Source organism: Paraburkholderia caledonica (assembly GCF_000383275.1).
GTDB classification, from domain to species: domain Bacteria; phylum Pseudomonadota; class Gammaproteobacteria; order Burkholderiales; family Burkholderiaceae; genus Paraburkholderia; species Paraburkholderia caledonica.
This window is the reverse complement of sequence record NZ_KB911056.1, coordinates 20533-37385: the sequence shown is the minus strand read 5'-3', so window position 1 is coordinate 37385 and position 16853 is coordinate 20533. Positions and strand designations below refer to the sequence as shown.

The window sequence follows — 16853 nt, the reverse complement described above, 5'->3', positions numbered from 1 at the left end:
TGACGGGTGCAACTACGACGCCCGGGCTGGCGAAGCCGCCGCCATAGGCAACATTGGCGTTGCCGAAGTTGTAGTTGCTGCCGCCGCGTACAGCGGACAAGGCCTTGGCGGACAGTTCTTCGGTATGGGCGATATCTTTGATGGTCAGTGAGGTCATGGTAGGTCTCCTGGAGCTGTTTCAGTTTCGGTTTAACGAGTGTGGTTCGACGTGCAAGCGGGGAGAGCGCACCTCGACGGGATCGAACGGCATCCGCTGTCAGCGCGACTCTCCGCGGCGCTTAACTTACGCCTTGGCAAGCTGCAGGCCGCCGAAGTTCTGGATCGTCGGGATCTCGACTTTCGTGTACGTGTCCGTCTGCGTGACCGGTGCGACCACGACGCCCGGGCTGGCGAAGCCGCCACCGTAGGCAAGGTTGAGGTTTCCTGCGTTGTAGTTGCTGCCGCCGCGTACAGCGGACAGAGCCTTGGCGGACAGTTCTTCGGTGTGGGCGATGTCTTTGATGGTCAACGAGCTCATGGTAAATCTCCTGTGAAGGTCTTCGGTCTGGATGGAAGAGCACTATTTGTCGCGCTCACAGGGGTATTTGCATAGGGTGTGCCAACGTGAACCAGATAAGCTGGCAACCATCACATAAGTTGCTGAATCTAAATGGAAAAATAAAATCGCCCGCGAGGTTTTTCATGCGGTTGCGGGGCGCGAGGCAGCAAAAGGTGTCGTGGGATAGCAAACAGGTTTTGGCTGAGTGTCTGCCTTGAATGAACGGCCGCGCATTCAAGCGCATTGATTCGTTCGAATGACGGGGACTCGTCAGTTAGTTGACGCGGTACCTGATGTTCTTCGCCTGCCGCTGCGACCGTCATATCAGCGCAATGACATCGCTTAAAACAGACCAAAATCATCGTTGCTATCGGGAATCGCATTGAGCAGATCCCGAAGCGCACGCCAGCCCACCAGTGCCGATAAAGTCATCACGAGCGCGAGCAAGCCGCTCGCACGAGTGGGCATTCTTCTCGCCTCGCATCTCAAGGGGCAGGTCGACATCTCCGTGCTCCTCGATCAACCGTTCTGTCCCGCGTCCTGCGGCATGATCGCCGCTAACGCCTGCGCCAACGTAGTGGGACCGAATCGCCGTTCACTAACGCCCGCTTGCACGTCGATGCGTCCCGCGTTGTGCGCGTCGTACAGATCCGCAATGAGCCGCGCGTGTTGCTCGCTCAAGCCCGCGCCTCCGAGCATCGCGGCCCATTGCTCCCGCGGCACCGCGTGCGGCACGACAGGCCGGCCCGACAGTTCGCCGATAGTGCGCGCAACGTCGTTCACACTGACGCGCTCTTCACTTTCTATGCTGACCACGCGAGGCGAACGCTCACGCGGCTCGCCGTCGAGCAGCAATTGAGCCGCCAGCGCGCCGACATCCTGCGCAGCCACAGTAGGAAAGCGCTTTTCGAGCGGATGATGCAGGCTGGGTAACAGTCCCTTGGACAATGCGAGCGGCAGCACGCGCGCCCAGTTGTGCATGTGCTCGGCTGCGCGCAGGAACGTCAACCGGGTGTCGACGGTACCGAGTTGCGTTTCGAGGTAGTGGAAGAGCGTCGTGATGCCCGTTCCGCTCGGGTGCTCGGCGCCATAGTCCGAAAGCGCGAGTACGTGCGGTGGCGGATTCGCACGCAATGCTTCGACGCTCACATCGATCATGCTGCGCATCGCGTTTGCCGGGTCGTCGTCATGGCGCGGCAGCGGACACACAACCTGCACCGCGTGCGCGTCTTCCAATGCGCGCGCCACCGCTGCCCGGTCGTGCAAATCCGCGACCACGACATCGCAGCCGATTCGCTCGAATTCATCGGCCTGCGCCACGCTATGAACCACGGCGCGCACGTCCCGGCCGGCGCGTCGCAACGCGGCTACGCTCACTTTGCCGACATTGCCGCCGGCTCCAAAAATCACGAACATCAGGTGCTCCTTACTGGATCGTCATGAGAGGATCATAAGGACGCGCGCAGCGCAAAACGCGCATGCAAGGATGCCCGTGAGCAGATTCGGATGACTCGTTGCTCGTCGGCGCTGCGCACGGGAAGTCAGGAGGCGTACTGAGCGTAGGCGCGAAAAACCATGCACAATGCCCGCAGACCGACTGCCATCCGCGAGATAAACGATGAATGCCGTCCCAGAGACCCGCACGCAGATCCCACCCGCGCATACCGGCTCCCGTATTGCGCTGCGCTCTAGCCGACTGCTCGGCTGGCAGGGTTTCGGCGCGGAGCTGGTGAACGTGTCAGCTGGCGTGCACCGGATACCTGCGTTCAAGCACCATCGAATCGGCGTGCATGTGGGCGCGCCCGTTCGCGCGCACTGTCGTTGCAACGAGAAACCGCACTCGCGGATTCAGGCGCACGGCGACGCCGACGTGATTCCAGCAGGACTCGACGGGCAGTGGAGCGATGAATCGGCCTGCACGATTTTCAGCATCTGGATCGGCGAAGATTTCGCGCGCACGACCGCTGAACAGTTGGCGCGCAAACCAGACGGCGCGCAGATTCTCCCGCAGTTCCAGATGCGCGATCCGCGTTTTCAGCACCTGGCGTGGGCGTTGCGTGCGGAACTGGAAGCAGACGTTGCGTCTGACCCGCTCTATGCCGAAAGTCTGTGTACGGCAATGGTGGTACGGCTGATTGGCGGCGCTGCGTCGCCAGACAACAAGCGGCGCACGCTCGCACCGCGGACAGCGGCGCGCGTGACGGAGTTTATCGAAGCACATCTCGACCGGCGTCTCACGTTGAGCGAGCTTGCCGCGCTTGTCGACCTCAGCGTGCCGCACTTCAAGGTGCTGTTTCGCGCGACGCTCGGCGTGCCTGTGCATCAATATGTGGTGCAGCGGCGCGTAGAACGCGCGCGAACGTTGTTGCTGCAAGGCCGGCTGAGCGCCAGCCAGGTCGCGCTCGACGCGGGCTTTGCACACCAGAGCCATATGGCGCACTGGATGGGGCGGCTCCTCGGCATCACGCCGCGCGAACTCGTGAAGTCGAACTCGCGCTGACGAACACAATAGACCGTACCCGCATCAGCTCGACGGCGGCGCCGCTGCCGTCAATTGCGAGTACACGTCATGCGACAGTTGCAGCAACTGCTTGCGATCGATACCGCCTGACACCGCATAGCCGAAATCGCCGTCAACCCAATAGAACACATTGACCGGCCCGTCCTGATACAGCTTGAACGCTGTCGTGTTCGCGTTCACCTTGCGGCGCGAGATGCACAGCGTCACCCGTTCGCCATTCTGGCCGCGATACATGAACTGCGCGGTGTCGCCGTCCGGACCAGGCAGCAGGCGGCCGCCCGAGAGCGCGAAGCCTGCCTTCGACAACATGGGCGGATGCACATTCGTGCCGAGGCGACTCGCCAGCCACTTCACGAAGTCCTGCTCGTGATCCGCGTTCATGTCGGTGGGCCGGTCGACCGCCGGCATATAGACGACATGCGCAACCGCAGCCTGACGCGCGAGTACTTCGGTGCTGTCAGCACTGACAGGGCGTGTGTCGGACGAACCCGCCACCGAAGGCAACGTGTCGCGTCCCATATGCGTGCCGACGCCGATGCCAATGCCCATTACCAGCGCCGCCGCCATGCCCGCGAACTGCGGCCAGTTGGCAGCGACGCGCGAGCGGCGCGGCGCGCCCGGCTGCAAGCGCTTCGGCACGGGTTCGTTCAGCACGCGGTCGTAGCGCTCATGGAACATGCTGTTCAGCGAGAAATAATCGCTGATGCGCGTGGCCAGATCCGGATTCTGTTCGAGCGCGCGCTCGACCTCCGCACGTCGTTCCTCGGACAGCGTGCCGTCCACATACGCGTGCAGTTCTTCTTCGCTAACCGGCGTAATTTGCTCGCTCATCGCACCACCTGTAATTTCGCACCGGGCTGGCTGCCCGCCATCAATGCCCGAAGCCGTTCGCGTCCGCGCGAAAGCCGCGACATGACCGTGCCGATGGGCACGTTCAGCGCGAGCGCGACGTCGGCATAGCTCATTTCCTCCAGCCCGACCAGCAGCACGACTTCACGCTGCTCGACGGGCAAACGCTGCAACGCGTAGTCGAGATCGCGCATTTCCAGCGAACGGGATTGTTGCGCCGGCACGGCGAACTCGCTTTCATGCACGCTTTCGTCGTCGACCGCCACGTGTACCGCGCGCGACGACGCCTTGCGCGCCTGATTCGCAAACACGTTGTGCATGATCGTAAATAACCAGGCGCGCAGATCGGTGCCGGCCTGGAACATTTCGGTGCGGCCGAGCGCGCGTTCGAGCGTGTCCTGCACCAGATCGTCCGCGAGGTCGCGATTGTTGATCAGCGCCCGCGCATAGCGCCGCAAGCGCGGCACGTGTTCCATCAACTCGTCACGAACATCCATTATTCATCCCGGTCATGGGGCCTCTCGTGGACACGGAGCGGCGGCGCTTCGTCGGGCGTCGCACGCGTTTGTAGTGCAAACACGCGTGAACGCATTTTATTCCGTTGATTAAGCGACTCGCCGCAAGATCGTGCGGTTTCATTGCATGGTCATGACGTCGGCGGCGCGCATCAGACCGTGTGTGCGTGCATTGCCGGCGACCACGAAGCGCTGCCGCTGCGCCGTCCATGTCAACAGACGTACATCGCCGATGCGGCGCGCTGACCATTGCGGCTGTGAAGGCGCGAGCAGTGCGAGCGTCGACAGCACCACGACCGGCTCGTTATCGCCATTCAAATAGATGAATTCGGTGGCGCGCTGCAGCAGGCCGAGCGACACGACGCGCTGATCCACGAGCCGCAACCCGATCGCTTCGAGGTTGGGGGCGGACGGATCTCGACGAGTCGGCGATCCGGCGGGAAACGGGGCGGCGGCGGTTTCGGCCAACGCCATGATGGCCGCGTTGTTAAGCGCCTGCCGCGTGACCTCGGTGGCCGCGAACCAGCCGCTCACGGCGACGCACGCGATGACGAGCGCAACCAGCACCCTGAGCGGCTTGCGCAAGCGCAGCGTTACAGCGCTGCGCCAGCGGCTGCCGGCGTTGCGCCGCCCGTTGAATGCGCTGGCCTCGGGTTCGTCGGCGGTCTGAAAGGAGCGTTGCATCTGTTCGTTGAGCTTGCCGTAAAAGGCGACCCGGCGGGCTTCCGCCGGATCGCGGCCGAGATAGTCGCGCAGAAACGCGGCGCGCGCCGGCGACAACGTGCCGTCGGCGTAGGCCTGAATGTCGGCTTCGGAAAGCGGCGAATCGTTGGGGGCGTCGGTCGGGTTCATGGGAAAAGGTCTCCGGGCAAAATCCGGCTATTGAGGTGCAAACACCGCCGCGCTGCGGTTTATTCCGTTCTCGTCACCGGGTTTGCGCAACATCTTTTACTGTGCCATCGCAGCGTCGCGGAAGCTAGCAAACCCGTTCGCGAAGTGCTTTATTCCGCGCAACGGAAATGTTTTTTCCACGTGGCTTACGCAGGAATAAAAGCCGGTGAGGCGTGGTTCTCCCTGATGCAAACCCGCAACCAACTCACCGGAGTTCATCATGAAGAAGATCGCTTTTGCCGCATTGTCCGTCGTCGTTCTGGCCGCTTCGTCGAATGTTTTCGCGCAGGGAAAAACCCGTGCCGAGGTCTATCAGGAACTGATCCAGGCACAACAGAACGGTCTCGATTACGTGACCGACGCATCATATCCGGACGTCAGCCCGGTCTTCGCGCATATGGTCGAACAGCACAAGCAGGCGCTTGCTGCCGAGGCGGCCGCGAACCGCGTCGCGAGCGACGCCAGGCCGACGGACAGCATGAATTAAGGGCGTTGAAATGCCGACGGCCGGCGCGCGTGGCGAACGGGCGCGCCGGAAATCGAACGGAATAGACTTGCGCCGCGCGTGTTAGCCAATCAACGCCTCGATTCAGCAAGGAGTCTCCGTGACAAAAAACACCGTTCCCGATCAGTTACCTCGCTGCGTGCCGTGCCGGCTTGCCGCGATAGGCGCTGTCGTGCTTCTTTCCGCAGGCGGCTTCGCATATACGGCGGGGTGGTTGACGCCGCAACGCCTGAGCGCGCCGCGCATCGTCAATACGCTTCAGGCCGTGGCGGGTCAACCGCATCCGGGCTATCGGCGCAATCATGCGAAGGGCCTGTGCGTCGAAGGTTATTTCGACAGTAACGGCCAGGGCGAGCGCGTCTCGCGCGCGGTCGTATTTGCGCCTGGACGAACGCCGGTCACCGGACGCTTTGCGGTGCCCGGCGGCAATCCGTCGGCGCCCGATACGAGTTCCCCGGTGCGCAGCCTCGCGCTGCTCTTTCAATTGAAGGAAGGCGAGCAGTGGCGCACCGGAATGAACTCGACGCCGGTCTTCGCCGTGCACACGCCCGAGCAGTTCTATCAGCAACTGCTTGCCGCAACGCCCGATCCGGCGACCGGCAAGCCGGACCCGGCCCGGCTCAAGGCCTTTTATGCGGCCAATCCGGAGACCCAACCCTTCCAGACGTGGGTGAAAGCGCATCCGCCTTCATCGAGCCTCGCGAACGCCGCGTACTACGGCATCAACGCGTTCCGCTTCACCAACCAGGCCGGCGACACGCGCGCGGTGCGCTGGGCGATGGTGCCCGAGACGCCGTACGCGCCGATTACGGACGCGCAAAAGGCCGAGAAGAATTTCCTCGCGGCGGACCTGGACGAGCGTCTGCAGAGCGGGCCGTTGCGCTGGCATCTGATCCTGACCGTTGCTCATCCGGGCGACCCTACCGACGACGCCACGCTGCAATGGCCGTCCGATCGGGAGAATATCGACGCGGGGACGCTCGTGATCGAGCGCAGCACGTCGCAGGAAAACGGTGCTTGCCGCGACGTCAACTTCGACCCGACGATCGTGCCGGCGGGCATCGCGCCGTCCGACGATCCTTTGCTTGCCGCGCGCTCGGCGGCCTATGCGCTGTCGTTCAAGCGACGCACGCGCGAGGAAACGCTGCATCCGGAAGTTCATCAAACCCCGACGACACATGGAGAGCGCTCATGACGCGGACCCGCACGCACTTCAGTCCGCTAGCGCGGTTTCTGCACTGGACGATGGCGCCGCTCATCGTCGCGATGCTGTTTATCGGCGTCGGCATGGTCGCAACCGTGTCGCGCGCGCATGACACGCTGATTGCGATTCACAAGCCGCTTGGCATCGCTTTGCTGCTGCTCGTGGTGATACGTGCAAGCGTGCGCTTACGGCGCGGCAGTCCGCCATTGCCTCACGACATGCCCGCATCGCAAAAAATGGCGGCGAAGGGCTCGCACGCGGTCCTCTATGCGCTGATGTTTGCGATGCCGCTAATCGGCTGGGCGATGCTGTCCGCGGCGGGCTATCCGCTCACGCTATGGGGTCCGTTGCATTTGCCGCCGATCGCGCCGCATAACGTCGAGCTTTTCGCGGTGCTGCGCGCGTTGCACACGTGGCTTGCTTTTGCGTTGTTCGGCACGGTGCTGCTGCATCTCGCGGCGGCGCTGTTTCATGGCCTGATCCGCCGCGACGGCGTGTTTTCGAGCATGGCGCGCGGCGGACGCTAGACGCCGTTTGCTAGTTGCGGATTCGCTCGGAGCGAGGATCGTAAGGCGCCTTCAGGTGCAGGGTAGCCGGCAGCAATTCGCCGGCTACGTCGATCGCATATGCGCCGCTCGTCAGATACGCGGAGTCTGCCTCGCCGTCGGAGTTGTTGACGTAGCCCATCGCGACCGGGCAGCCGAGCGTATGGCCGAATGCCGCCGAACTCACGAAGCCGACCGGTTTGCCGTCGCGCAGAATCGCTTCGCCGCCCCAGAGCATGCGATCCGCTGCGCCGTCCGCGGTCAGCACCACCATGCGGCGGCGCAGCGGTTTGCCGCGTAGTTCGGCCAGTGCGTCGCGGCCGCGGAACGGAATGTCGGTGTCGAGTTTGCATGCGAATGCAAGGGCCGCCTCGAATGGGTTCGTGTCCGGAGTGAGTTCGCGGCCCCATGCGCGGTAACCTTTTTCGATGCGCAGCGAGTCGATCGCGTAGTAGCCCGCATTGACGAGGCCGAACGCCTTGCCGGCTTCATGCAGGATCTCGTACACGCCCACTGCGAATTCGACCGGCACGTACAGCTCCCAGCCCAGTTCACCGACATAGGTGAGGCGGGTCGCGCGCACGGTTGCATAGCCGATATCGACTTCGCGGCTTTGGCCGAACGCGAACGACTCGTTGCGCCAGTCTGCTTTTGACACGCTTTGCAGAAGTTCGCGCGAGCGCGGCCCCATCACGGCGAGCACCGCATACTGGCTCGTCACGTCGACGAGCACGCAGTGCTTATCGCGCGGAATTGCCTTGTCGATCATGTCGAAGTCGCGCGTGGTTTGGGCCGTGCCGGTAACGAGCAGGTACTGATCTGCGGCGAGGCGCGTGAGTGTGAAGTCCGATTCGTAATTACCGCGTTCGTTGAGCATGCCGGTGTAGACCGTGGTGCCCGGCGGCACGTCGACGTCGTTCGCAACCAGGTTTTGCAGGACGCTTTGCGCGTCGCGGCCTTTGACAAGAAATTTGGAAAACGACGTCATGTCGAAGAGCGCAACGCGTTCGCGGCACGCACGGTGTTCGGCGCCGCTTAACGGCAGCCAGTTCTGCTGGCCGAACGCATAGTCGATGCGTGCTTCGTCACGCGTCGGCGCGAAGAAATTCGCGCGCTCCCAGCCCATCTTGCTGCCGAAACACGCGCCGTCCTCGCGCAGCAAAGCGTACAGCGGCGAGCGGCGAAACGGACGGGCGCTGTCGAGTTCGCGATTGGGCCACGGCATCGCATAGTGCAGGCCTAGCGTTTCCTTCACGCGATCGTGCAGCCACGTGTCGTTACCGTTGAAGCGCGCAAAGCGGCGAATGTCGACCGGCCACAGATCCATGGTCGGCTCGCCCGCCACAATCCATTCGGCCAGCGCCATGCCGGCGCCGCCCGCCGAGGCGATGCCCATCGAGTTGAAGCCCGCGCCGACAAAAAAGCGTCGCAGTTCGGGCGCCTCGCCGAGCATGAAGTTGTTGTCGGGAGTGAACGATTCGGGACCGTTGTAGAACTGGCGTACCTGCGCCGTTTCGAGCGCGGGTACGCGTTGCAGCGCGTTCGTCATCAGAATTTCGAATTGATCCCAGTCGTCGGGCAGCAACTGGAATTCGAAGTGTTCGGGAATGCCTTGCATGCCCCACGGTTTCGCGTTGGGCTCGAAACCGCCCATGACGAGGCCGCCCACTTCTTCCTTGAAATAGATGAAGCCGTCCGGGTCGCGCATGACAGGCAGGTCGGGGTGCACGCCGGCAATGCGTTCCGTGACGATGTAATAGTGCTCGGCCGAGTGCAGCGGCACCGTCACGTCGCACAGGCGGCCCACGGCCTTGGCCCACTGGCCGGCGCAATTTACTACGATTTCGGCGCCGATCGTGCCCTCGTCGCCGTCCTTGTTGCGCCACGCAACGCCAGTCGCTTCCCGCGCGCCGTGGGCGTCGCGTGTGTGGGTAGCCGTCACGCGCGTGTTCTCGACGATACGCGCGCCGCGCATGCGGGCGCCGCGAGCCAGGGCCTGCGTCAGATCGGTGGGATTCGCCTTGCCGTCGCCGGGCAGCCAGACCGCGCCCAGCAGGTCGTCGGTGCGCATGACAGGCCATAGATCGCCGGCCTCGCGCGCGCCGATCACGTCGCAGGCCACGCCGTAGGCGCGAGCCACGGCGGCGGTGCGTTTGAGTTGAGTCATCCGCTCGGCAGTGCGGGCGACCGACAGCGAGCCGCATTGTTTCCAACCCGTTGCAAGACCCGTTTCGGCTTCGAGTTCCGCGTAGAGCGCGGTCGAATAGCGGATCAGCTTCGTCATGCTTTCCTGAGCCCGCAGCTGGCCGACGAGACCGGCCGCATGCCACGTCGTCCCGCAGGAAAGCTGGCCTTGTTCCAGCAGGACGACGTCGGTCCAGCCGAGCTTGGTCAAGTGGTACGCAACCGAGCAACCAATGATGCCGCCGCCGATGATGACGACGCGCGCGCGCTGAGGGATGGATGTGGACATGTGTTGAATTAGATGAATGAAACGCGAAGATTGCCCCATAAATGCACATGACGCAACGGGGAGTTGTTGCAAGATCTGAGGTGATATTTCGACACAGAGATGTCATTTATTGCCTGTAAAGGTGCTGTATAGGCCGAAATACGCGGCGATTAGCTTAAGTTAACCGCTTTGCAATCACCGCAGGTTTAAATGTGGCGTTGTGTGGGAACCAATGAGAAGTGCCACTGTGAACCGTGGTTTTTGCTAGACTCACCGAAGCCCACAATCGCGCACTCCATGTTCTCTACCCAACGCCAGAGCGAAATCCTGCAGCTTGTCCGCGAGCAACGCACCTGTACGATCACCGGTCTCGCGGCGCGCTTCGAGGTTTCAGACGAGACTATTCGCCGCAATATCAAACCGTTGATTGCGCAGGGCCTGCTTCTAAAGGTCCACGGCGGCATCATGCTGCCCGAGCGCCTCGACGAACCGCCGTTCGAGCGGCGCATGGCGGCCAGCCTCGCGGGCAAGCGGGCAATCGGCGCGCGCATCGCTGAGCTGGTGAGCGACGGCGACTCTCTTATTCTCGACGGCGGCAGCACCTGCGTGCATATCGCGCGAGCGCTGACGGCGCGCTCGCGGCTCACGGTCGTGACCAACTCCATCGAAGTGGCCCGGCTGCTCGCGCCGCGCAACGGCAACCGCGTGTTCATCGCGGGCGGCGAACTGCGTGCCGACGACAGTGCCGCGATCGGCGACAGCGTTCAGGCTTTTCTGCGCCAGTTTCATGTGCGTTACGCGATCGTCTCGGTGACCGCGATCGACATGCACGGGCATTTCATGGACGCGCTTTCCGCCGACGTCGCGTATTCGCTCGCGGCGTTCGCTCAGGCGGAGCGTCGGGTGGTGGCGGCGGATCACGCCAAATTTGGACACAGCGCGCTGCTGCACGCGTTCGCCGCCGATTGCGTGGACCTGCTCGTTACCGACGAAGCTCCCGCTCCGTCGCTTGCGCAGGTTTTGACGGCCGCGGGTGTCGAGGTGCTCGTCGGCGCGCCGCCCGGCGGCGGGGTGAGAAGCGGCGAGAAGGGCGGGCAGGACCGGTACGACCCGAAGAGCGGAAACGACGGGAACGGCGAGAACGGCGCGCGCCCGCGCTAGCCACCGCCTCGCTGAGAGCGGTTCGAACGCGGAAACCGGCCAACGCACACCAGACCCCACACAGCCTCGCCCCACGCGAGCGCCGCCTCGCACAGCCAATTCGCTCCGACGCGTAAAATGGCCGGTTATCGCTGGCAGCCTGGCTTCGGGTGAACGAAGCGGTGGACTGCGCCGTCCGCCGGCAGTTGCCTTCCGCGCCGCCTGCCTTCGCCGGCTTGAAGAGGATGCACCCTGATGTCGTCAGTTTTCTTTGATCGCGAACGGATTGCAGAATGGCTCGGTGAGAACACCGTCGCCAAGGCGCGCGCGGTCGGGCCCGTCAGCAAAGTCGCATGGCACGGGGCCACGCTGACTGGCGACGTTCAGGGTTCGCAGCCGCTGCCTTACAGAACGCGGGTCCGTTTTCGCACCGACGGCGGCCTGCCGTGGGCGCAGAGCGACTGCACCTGCCCAGTCGGCCGCAATTGCAAGCACGTCGCCGCGCTGCTGCTGGCCGAGCTCGAATATCACGACGAGATGGACCACATCATCGACGTGGACGGCAATGAGCGCGAAGACAGCGCCGCCGTTTTCGCCCGATCCGCATCGGCGGAGCCTACTGCTTTGCAACCTGGCGTGCGTCCCGAACTGGTCAGCTGGCTCGAACGCTTCCGGGCACGCGCGGAAGCCGCCGATGCCGCCGTCCAGAAGGCAAGCTCCGCGCGCACCGAGACGCTCGCCTACCGGCTGAACTGGTCCGACTTCCACATGCGGCACGAGGTCGTGCTGCACCGCGCGCGCTGCCATCCGGACGGTCGGATCGTCTCCGTCGGCGAAACGTGGGGCAACGTCGAAGCGGCGCTCGTCAAGCAACCGGGGTTCGTATCGGACGAAGATCTGTCCATCTTGCGCGGCCTGTGGCTCGGCCGTTCCCGCGAAGACTTCGGGCAATTCGTTCTGCGTGGCACGAACGGCGCGGAGATGCTGCAAAAGCTCATTGCCACCGGGCGCCTCTTCGTCGACTTCACGATTGCGCCAGGTCACGACGGCCCCACGCCGCTCGCGCGTGCGGCCGACCGGCCCGGGCGCATCGAATGGGAGCCGCTTGCCGATCAGCGGCTGCGCCCGGTTCTGTGCACCGAGCCGCGCGCGAGCATGGTGTTGCCGACCGAGCCCGTCTGGTATGTGGACGGCGTGGCGAACGAGGCCGGTGTGGTCCGCTCGTCGCTACCGTTCCAGCAATTGCCCGATTACCTCGCAATGCCGCCGATCTCGCTCGCCGAAGCGCCCCTTGTCGCGTCGGTGCTGCGCGAAGTTGCGCCCGACTTGCCGTTGCCGCCCACGCATGACTCGCGGGCGATCCGGGTGATCGACGTGGAGCCGGTGCCGGTGCTCACGCTCAATAGCCACGCGTTGCCGTCCGCCGGAAAGGCCAAAGGCCTGGCCGTCGAACTGGCCGGCGTGAGCTTCGACTACGACGGCGTCAGCATCAACGTGGACAGCAGCGTGACACTCGTGCCCATGCCGGGCGGCGACGTCATTCATATCCGCCGCCGTTACGAGGTCGAGAAGAAGCGCCTGCTCGAACTTCGCAAAAGCGGGTTGCAGAAGGTGCCCACGAGCCGCGTGTTCACGTCGCGGCAACTGCCCGATACGATGCTCGGGCTGGCCGATGCGGACGCCTGGTCCTCGTTTGTCAGCGACGCGGTGCCGGAACTCGTCAGCAAAGGCTGGCGTGTGACGATGGCGCCCGAGTTCCGCTACAACGTGATCGAGATCGACGCGATCGACGGCACCGCGCATCAGGCAGGCGACGGCTGGTTCGATCTTGAAATGGGTATCCGCATCGGCGAGCGCAATGTGCGGCTCGAGCCGCTGCTCGCCGATCTGTTCCGCCGCGACCGGCGCTGGCTGGGCGGCACGCTGGAGGCGATCGCCGACGACGAGCCCATTGAACTGAAGACCGAAGAGAACAAGCGCCTGCGGCTGCGCGCAGACCGGTTGAAGCCGGTGGTGCGCGTGCTGGTCGATCTGTTCGATTCGCTCGGTGCGAGTCTCGCCGAGGGCGCGCCGCTGCGCGTGCCTTCTGTGGACGCAGGCCGCCTCCAGGCATTGAGCGATACGGGACGCTGGCAATTTCGCGGCGACGATTCCATCCGAGAACTCGCGCAGCGTCTGCAAGCCGGTCCTGGCTTGCGCGAGGTGCCGGTGCCTCGCGGTCTGCGCGCGGAGCTGCGCGCGTATCAGCAGCAGGGTCTGAACTGGATGCAGTATCTGCGCGAGCAGGGTCTCGCCGGTGTCCTTGCCGACGACATGGGCCTTGGCAAAACCGTGCAGACGCTTGCGCATATTCTCGCCGAGAAGGAAGCGGGCAGGCTCGACCGGCCGGCGCTGATCGTGGTCCCGACCACGCTCGTGCACAACTGGCGCGAGGAGGCACGGCGCTTCGCGCCCGAACTGAAGGTGTTGGTGCTGAACGGCCCGCAACGCAAGCAGCGCTTCGATCAGATCGGCGAACATGAACTGATCCTGACGACGTACGCGTTGCTGTGGCGCGACCAGAAGGTGCTCGCCGAACACGAATATCACCTGCTGATTCTCGACGAGGCGCAGTACGTGAAGAACGCGACGACGAAAGCCGCGCAGGCAATCCGCGGCTTGAACGCGCGGCACCGGCTGTGTCTGACCGGCACGCCGCTCGAAAATCACCTGGGCGAACTGTGGTCGCAGTTCGATTTTCTGCTGCCGGGTTTTCTTGGCAGCCAGAAGGATTTCACGCGCCGCTGGCGCAATCCGATCGAAAAGAATAACGACGGCGTGCGCCGTTCGTTGCTTGCGCGTCGCATCCGGCCTTTCATGCTGCGGCGTCGCAAGGACGAGGTGGCGAAGGAGTTGCCGGCCAAGACGACGATTGTGTGTTCCGTCGATCTGGAAGGCGCGCAGCGCGATCTGTACGAAACCGTGCGTACGGCGATGCAGGAGAAGGTGCGCGCGGCCGTGAGCGCACAGGGCCTCGCGCGCAGTCACATCATCGTGCTCGACGCGCTGCTGAAGCTGCGGCAAGTGTGTTGCGATCCGCGACTGGTGCGCACGCTCACGGCCACAGGCGAGGGCGTCGAACGCAGCGAGGACGCAGCGGCGAAACCGGCGAGCCCGGATAAGGCGGAAAAGGGCGCGCGTGGTATGCGCTCTGCGAAACTCGACCTGCTGCTGTCTATGCTGCCGGAGCTGATCGAAGAGGGACGCCGCGTGCTGTTGTTCTCGCAGTTCACCGGCATGCTCGCGCTGATTGCCGAGGCGCTGGACGAAGCGGCGATTCCCTATGTGATCCTGACCGGCGACACAACGGACCGGATCACGCCCGTCGAGCGCTTCCAGCAAGGCGAGGTGCCACTGTTCCTGATCAGCCTGAAGGCGGGCGGCGTGGGGCTGAACCTCACCGCTGCGGATACCGTGATCCACTACGACCCGTGGTGGAATCCCGCCGCCGAGAATCAGGCCACCGACCGTGCGCATCGACTCGGACAGGATAAGCCCGTGTTCGTCTACAAACTGATTGCGGCGGGCAGCATCGAAGAAAAGATCGTGGAGTTGCAGGAGCAGAAGGCAGGTCTTGCAGACAGCATTCTTTCGGAAGACGCCGCCGGCGCAGCCAAGTTCTCCGACGACGATATCGACGCGCTGTTCGCGCCGATGCCCGAGCTCGAAGGCGGAAGGTGACGCGAGCCGTTTTCGGGACAGTGCGCACGAGTCGCGCACTCATCCACCACTGAACGCCGACGTTTTCCGGTATCCAATATTCCCAGATTTGACTCCGCATTGTTCAAAGACGTCACAAGTCGTCAAGAAACGCGGAGTTTGTCTGCCTGCCGTCAACGGTTGCTTGCCGTACTCGTTGAACACGCGACCATCATCAGGTCAGTCAACGCAGTACGTTAAGGAAATAACCGTTATGAACAAGCATTTCGTCGCCGCCGCTGTTGCCGGCCTTTTCTCGATCGCAGCGTTTGCGCAGGCTTCGGCACCGGTCGCGGCATCGTCGCAAGCTGCTGTTGCTGCTACCCAGCAGGAAGCAACGCCGGCAGTCAAGCAACATCACGCCACGAAGCAACACAAGCACGCGCATAAGCATTCGCACAAGCATTCGCACCATGCAGCATCGGCTGCAGGCGGCGAACAGGATGCCGCACCGGTGTCCGACGAAGCAGCGCCCGCCAAGCCGTAACCGTTACGCCGCGTAGCGAGCCTGTGAAGACGCGGGCCGGTGCATGACATCGGCCCGTTTGCTGCGTGCAGTTCATCGACGAATTTCTGCGCGAAACATAAAACACGGTCTTTTTTCGGGCAGCCCGGTGACTGACGCAGAGCGTCGTTCGCGTTGCCGCTTGCAATCACGTCTATTTAGTTAGGACTCTTGTATGAAACGTATCTGTCTTTCGATCGCATTCGGCTGCGCGATGAGCCTGTCCGTCGTCGCTCAGGCAAAGAGCTTTGGATTCGAACTCAGCCCGTCCACACGCACGACTGCGAATGCTCCGGCGACACAAGGCTGGCACGACGGACGCTATTGGGACGGTCACCGTTCGTGGAGCCGCGACGAGTGGGAAGGGCGGCGCACGCGTGCAGGTCACGACGATGCTTATCGCCTCAATCGCGGCACTCATTGCCCGCCGGGCCACGCGAAGAAGCACGATTGCTGATGTTCTCGCCCGCAATGAACGCGCGCGCCGCCTGCGCAGCGTGTTCGACAGGCGGACCACGCCGTGCTGGCCGCCGCGCTGACCTCCTTGCTGGCCGCCGGGCCGCCGCAGCAACGGTCGCCCGATGCGCCGCCTTGCACTACCCCGATCTCGCCCACTGCTCTAATGAAAATCTGCTTGCCCAGTTTCGCCACACCGGCTGTCCCAATCCTGCTCGTCTTCTCGTTGGCCGGCGCGCTGAGCGGTTGCTCCCTGCTCGCGCCGAGCGGCCCGCCTGCCAGTCCGCCGCTGGCGTGGCCCTCCAACTGGGCGCCCGCAGTGCCAGCAGTGCCTGCATTGCCGGCAGTGCCTAATGAGGCAATGGTTCCGGCTGGGTTCTATCGGGTGAATTCGGGCGATACCTTGACCGGCATTGCCAGGGCATTTGGCCGCGATGCAGCGGCGATTGCGCAGTGGAATCATCTGTCGGCGGATGGCGCACTGGATGCCGGGCAACTGCTGCGGGTCGCGCCGCCACCGGGAGTTGCCAGCGCGCCTGCCGGATTGAATACGCGCACGGCTGCAAGCCCCGAATTCCGCGCGAACGCAGTGCAGAGTGTCGCGCCGATCGGCAAAGCGCGACTCGCATGGCCGGTGAACGGGGCGGTTGAAGCGCCGTTCGTCGCAGGAAAAACCAGGGGCATTGCGATCGCTGCGGCCGCCGGCGCACAGGTGAGAGCGGCGGCGAGCGGCAGGGTCGTCTACGCGGGCGGCGGCATTGCGGCTTACGGTCTGCTGATCATCATCAAGCACGACTCGCATTTGCTGACCGCCTACGCCAACAACCGCGCGCTGCTGGTTAAAGACGGCGCGCTCGTCAAGAAAGGGCAGGCGATTGCCGAGCTTTCGTCGGACTCCCACGGCGACGCGTCTTTGCATTTCGAAGTGCGCGACGGCGGCAAGCCTGTCGATCCGCTCCTCTATCTTCCGAAGCGCCCTTAAGCCGGTGCCCAC

Annotated in this window: 16 protein-coding genes; 9 read left to right on the top strand and 7 right to left on the bottom strand. The window is 63.7% G+C overall.

Annotated elements, in window-relative coordinates; genetic code table 11:
* Positions 1–283 precede the first annotated feature (283 nt).
* The 3 genes from H281_RS0133665 to H281_RS0133655 form a co-directional block, all read right to left on the bottom strand.
* Entirely contained in the window at positions 284–517 is a 234-nt protein-coding gene (locus H281_RS0133665; protein ID WP_020068015.1) for a hypothetical protein, read from the bottom strand.
* Positions 518–880: 363 nt separating this feature from the next.
* On the bottom strand, positions 881–1006 hold the full coding sequence (locus H281_RS37525; protein ID WP_020071526.1) for a hypothetical protein: 126 nt from the start codon (positions 1004–1006) through the stop codon (positions 881–883).
* Between the two features lie 51 nt (positions 1007–1057).
* Entirely contained in the window at positions 1058–1954 is an 897-nt protein-coding gene (locus H281_RS0133655) for an NmrA family NAD(P)-binding protein (RefSeq protein WP_020071525.1), read from the bottom strand.
* A gap of 202 nt (positions 1955–2156) precedes the next feature.
* Between H281_RS0133655 and H281_RS0133650 the strand changes: the two genes are divergently transcribed.
* The gene (locus tag H281_RS0133650; protein WP_020071524.1) at positions 2157–3038 is read left to right on the top strand and encodes an AraC family transcriptional regulator; all 882 of its coding nucleotides are present in this window, start codon (positions 2157–2159) and stop codon (positions 3036–3038) included.
* A gap of 24 nt (positions 3039–3062) precedes the next feature.
* On the opposite strand, the gene H281_RS0133645 is transcribed toward H281_RS0133650, so the two are convergent.
* The 3 genes from H281_RS0133645 to H281_RS0133635 all read right to left on the bottom strand — a co-directional run bounded on the left by H281_RS0133645 (position 3063) and on the right by H281_RS0133635 (position 5275).
* Positions 3063–3890 (bottom strand): anti-sigma factor family protein, encoded by an 828-nt coding sequence (locus H281_RS0133645; protein WP_020071523.1) that lies wholly within the window; start codon positions 3888–3890, stop codon positions 3063–3065.
* Positions 3887–4405 carry a sigma-70 family RNA polymerase sigma factor gene (locus H281_RS0133640; RefSeq protein ID WP_020071522.1) on the bottom strand — a complete coding sequence of 173 codons (519 nt, stop codon included), beginning with the start codon at positions 4403–4405 and terminating at the stop codon, positions 3887–3889. The genes H281_RS0133645 and H281_RS0133640 overlap by 4 nt, the downstream gene beginning before the upstream one ends.
* A 138-nt stretch (positions 4406–4543) precedes the next feature.
* Positions 4544–5275 (bottom strand): anti-sigma factor family protein, encoded by a 732-nt coding sequence (locus tag H281_RS0133635; RefSeq protein ID WP_020071521.1) that lies wholly within the window; start codon positions 5273–5275, stop codon positions 4544–4546.
* A gap of 259 nt (positions 5276–5534) precedes the next feature.
* Between H281_RS0133635 and H281_RS0133630 the strand changes: the two genes are divergently transcribed.
* From H281_RS0133630 to H281_RS0133620, 3 genes are all read left to right on the top strand, one after another.
* Complete coding sequence (locus H281_RS0133630; protein ID WP_020071520.1) at positions 5535–5801, top strand: DUF4148 domain-containing protein; 267 nt, start codon at positions 5535–5537, stop codon at positions 5799–5801.
* Positions 5802–5919: 118 nt separating this feature from the next.
* Positions 5920–7014, top strand: coding sequence for a catalase family peroxidase (locus H281_RS0133625; RefSeq protein WP_027805178.1), 1095 nt, complete (start codon positions 5920–5922; stop codon positions 7012–7014).
* Positions 7011–7550 (top strand): cytochrome b, encoded by a 540-nt coding sequence (locus tag H281_RS0133620; protein WP_020071518.1) that lies wholly within the window; start codon positions 7011–7013, stop codon positions 7548–7550. Before H281_RS0133625 ends, H281_RS0133620 begins: the two co-directional genes overlap by 4 nt.
* Positions 7551–7560: 10 nt before the next feature.
* On the opposite strand, the gene H281_RS0133615 is transcribed toward H281_RS0133620, so the two are convergent.
* Positions 7561–10041 carry a GcvT family protein gene (locus tag H281_RS0133615; RefSeq protein WP_027805177.1) on the bottom strand — a complete coding sequence of 827 codons (2481 nt, stop codon included), beginning with the start codon at positions 10039–10041 and terminating at the stop codon, positions 7561–7563.
* Between the two features lie 276 nt (positions 10042–10317).
* On the opposite strand from H281_RS0133615, the gene H281_RS0133610 reads away from it, so the two are divergent.
* From H281_RS0133610 to H281_RS0133590, 5 genes are all read left to right on the top strand, one after another.
* Positions 10318–11181: a DeoR/GlpR family DNA-binding transcription regulator gene (locus tag H281_RS0133610; RefSeq protein ID WP_020071516.1), complete on the top strand. Its 864-nt coding sequence runs from the start codon at positions 10318–10320 to the stop codon at positions 11179–11181.
* Between the two features lie 234 nt (positions 11182–11415).
* Positions 11416–14880, top strand: a complete 3465-nt coding sequence (locus H281_RS0133605) for a DEAD/DEAH box helicase (RefSeq protein ID WP_020071515.1) — start codon at positions 11416–11418, stop codon at positions 14878–14880.
* Positions 14881–15112: 232 nt separating this feature from the next.
* The gene (locus tag H281_RS0133600; protein ID WP_020071514.1) at positions 15113–15385 is read left to right on the top strand and encodes a hypothetical protein; all 273 of its coding nucleotides are present in this window, start codon (positions 15113–15115) and stop codon (positions 15383–15385) included.
* A 193-nt stretch (positions 15386–15578) separates the two neighbouring features.
* On the top strand, positions 15579–15860 hold the full coding sequence (locus tag H281_RS0133595; protein WP_020071513.1) for a hypothetical protein: 282 nt from the start codon (positions 15579–15581) through the stop codon (positions 15858–15860).
* 165 nt (positions 15861–16025) lie between these two features.
* Positions 16026–16841 carry a peptidoglycan DD-metalloendopeptidase family protein gene (locus H281_RS0133590; protein ID WP_027805176.1) on the top strand — a complete coding sequence of 272 codons (816 nt, stop codon included), beginning with the start codon at positions 16026–16028 and terminating at the stop codon, positions 16839–16841.
* Positions 16842–16853: the final 12 nt, after the last annotated feature.

Excerpts from the sequence above, each read along its gene's own strand:
- H281_RS0133665 (WP_020068015.1), bottom strand. The coding sequence starts at position 517 with ATGAGCTCGTTGACCATCAAAGACATCGCCCACACCGAAGAACTGTCC.
- H281_RS37525 (WP_020071526.1), bottom strand. The coding sequence starts at position 1,006 with ATGCCCACTCGTGCGAGCGGCTTGCTCGCGCTCGTGATGACTTTATCG.
- H281_RS0133655 (WP_020071525.1), bottom strand. The coding sequence starts at position 1,954 with ATGTTCGTGATTTTTGGAGCCGGCGGCAATGTCGGCAAAGTGAGCGTA.
- H281_RS0133650 (WP_020071524.1), top strand. The coding sequence starts at position 2,157 with ATGAATGCCGTCCCAGAGACCCGCACGCAGATCCCACCCGCGCATACC.
- H281_RS0133645 (WP_020071523.1), bottom strand. The coding sequence starts at position 3,890 with ATGAGCGAGCAAATTACGCCGGTTAGCGAAGAAGAACTGCACGCGTAT.
- H281_RS0133640 (WP_020071522.1), bottom strand. The coding sequence starts at position 4,405 with ATGGATGTTCGTGACGAGTTGATGGAACACGTGCCGCGCTTGCGGCGC.
- H281_RS0133635 (WP_020071521.1), bottom strand. The coding sequence starts at position 5,275 with ATGAACCCGACCGACGCCCCCAACGATTCGCCGCTTTCCGAAGCCGAC.
- H281_RS0133630 (WP_020071520.1), top strand. The coding sequence starts at position 5,535 with ATGAAGAAGATCGCTTTTGCCGCATTGTCCGTCGTCGTTCTGGCCGCT.
- H281_RS0133620 (WP_020071518.1), top strand. The coding sequence starts at position 7,011 with ATGACGCGGACCCGCACGCACTTCAGTCCGCTAGCGCGGTTTCTGCAC.
- H281_RS0133615 (WP_027805177.1), bottom strand. The coding sequence starts at position 10,041 with ATGTCCACATCCATCCCTCAGCGCGCGCGCGTCGTCATCATCGGCGGC.
- H281_RS0133610 (WP_020071516.1), top strand. The coding sequence starts at position 10,318 with ATGTTCTCTACCCAACGCCAGAGCGAAATCCTGCAGCTTGTCCGCGAG.
- H281_RS0133605 (WP_020071515.1), top strand. The coding sequence starts at position 11,416 with ATGTCGTCAGTTTTCTTTGATCGCGAACGGATTGCAGAATGGCTCGGT.
- H281_RS0133600 (WP_020071514.1), top strand. The coding sequence starts at position 15,113 with ATGAACAAGCATTTCGTCGCCGCCGCTGTTGCCGGCCTTTTCTCGATC.
- H281_RS0133595 (WP_020071513.1), top strand. The coding sequence starts at position 15,579 with ATGAAACGTATCTGTCTTTCGATCGCATTCGGCTGCGCGATGAGCCTG.
- H281_RS0133590 (WP_027805176.1), top strand. The coding sequence starts at position 16,026 with ATGAAAATCTGCTTGCCCAGTTTCGCCACACCGGCTGTCCCAATCCTG.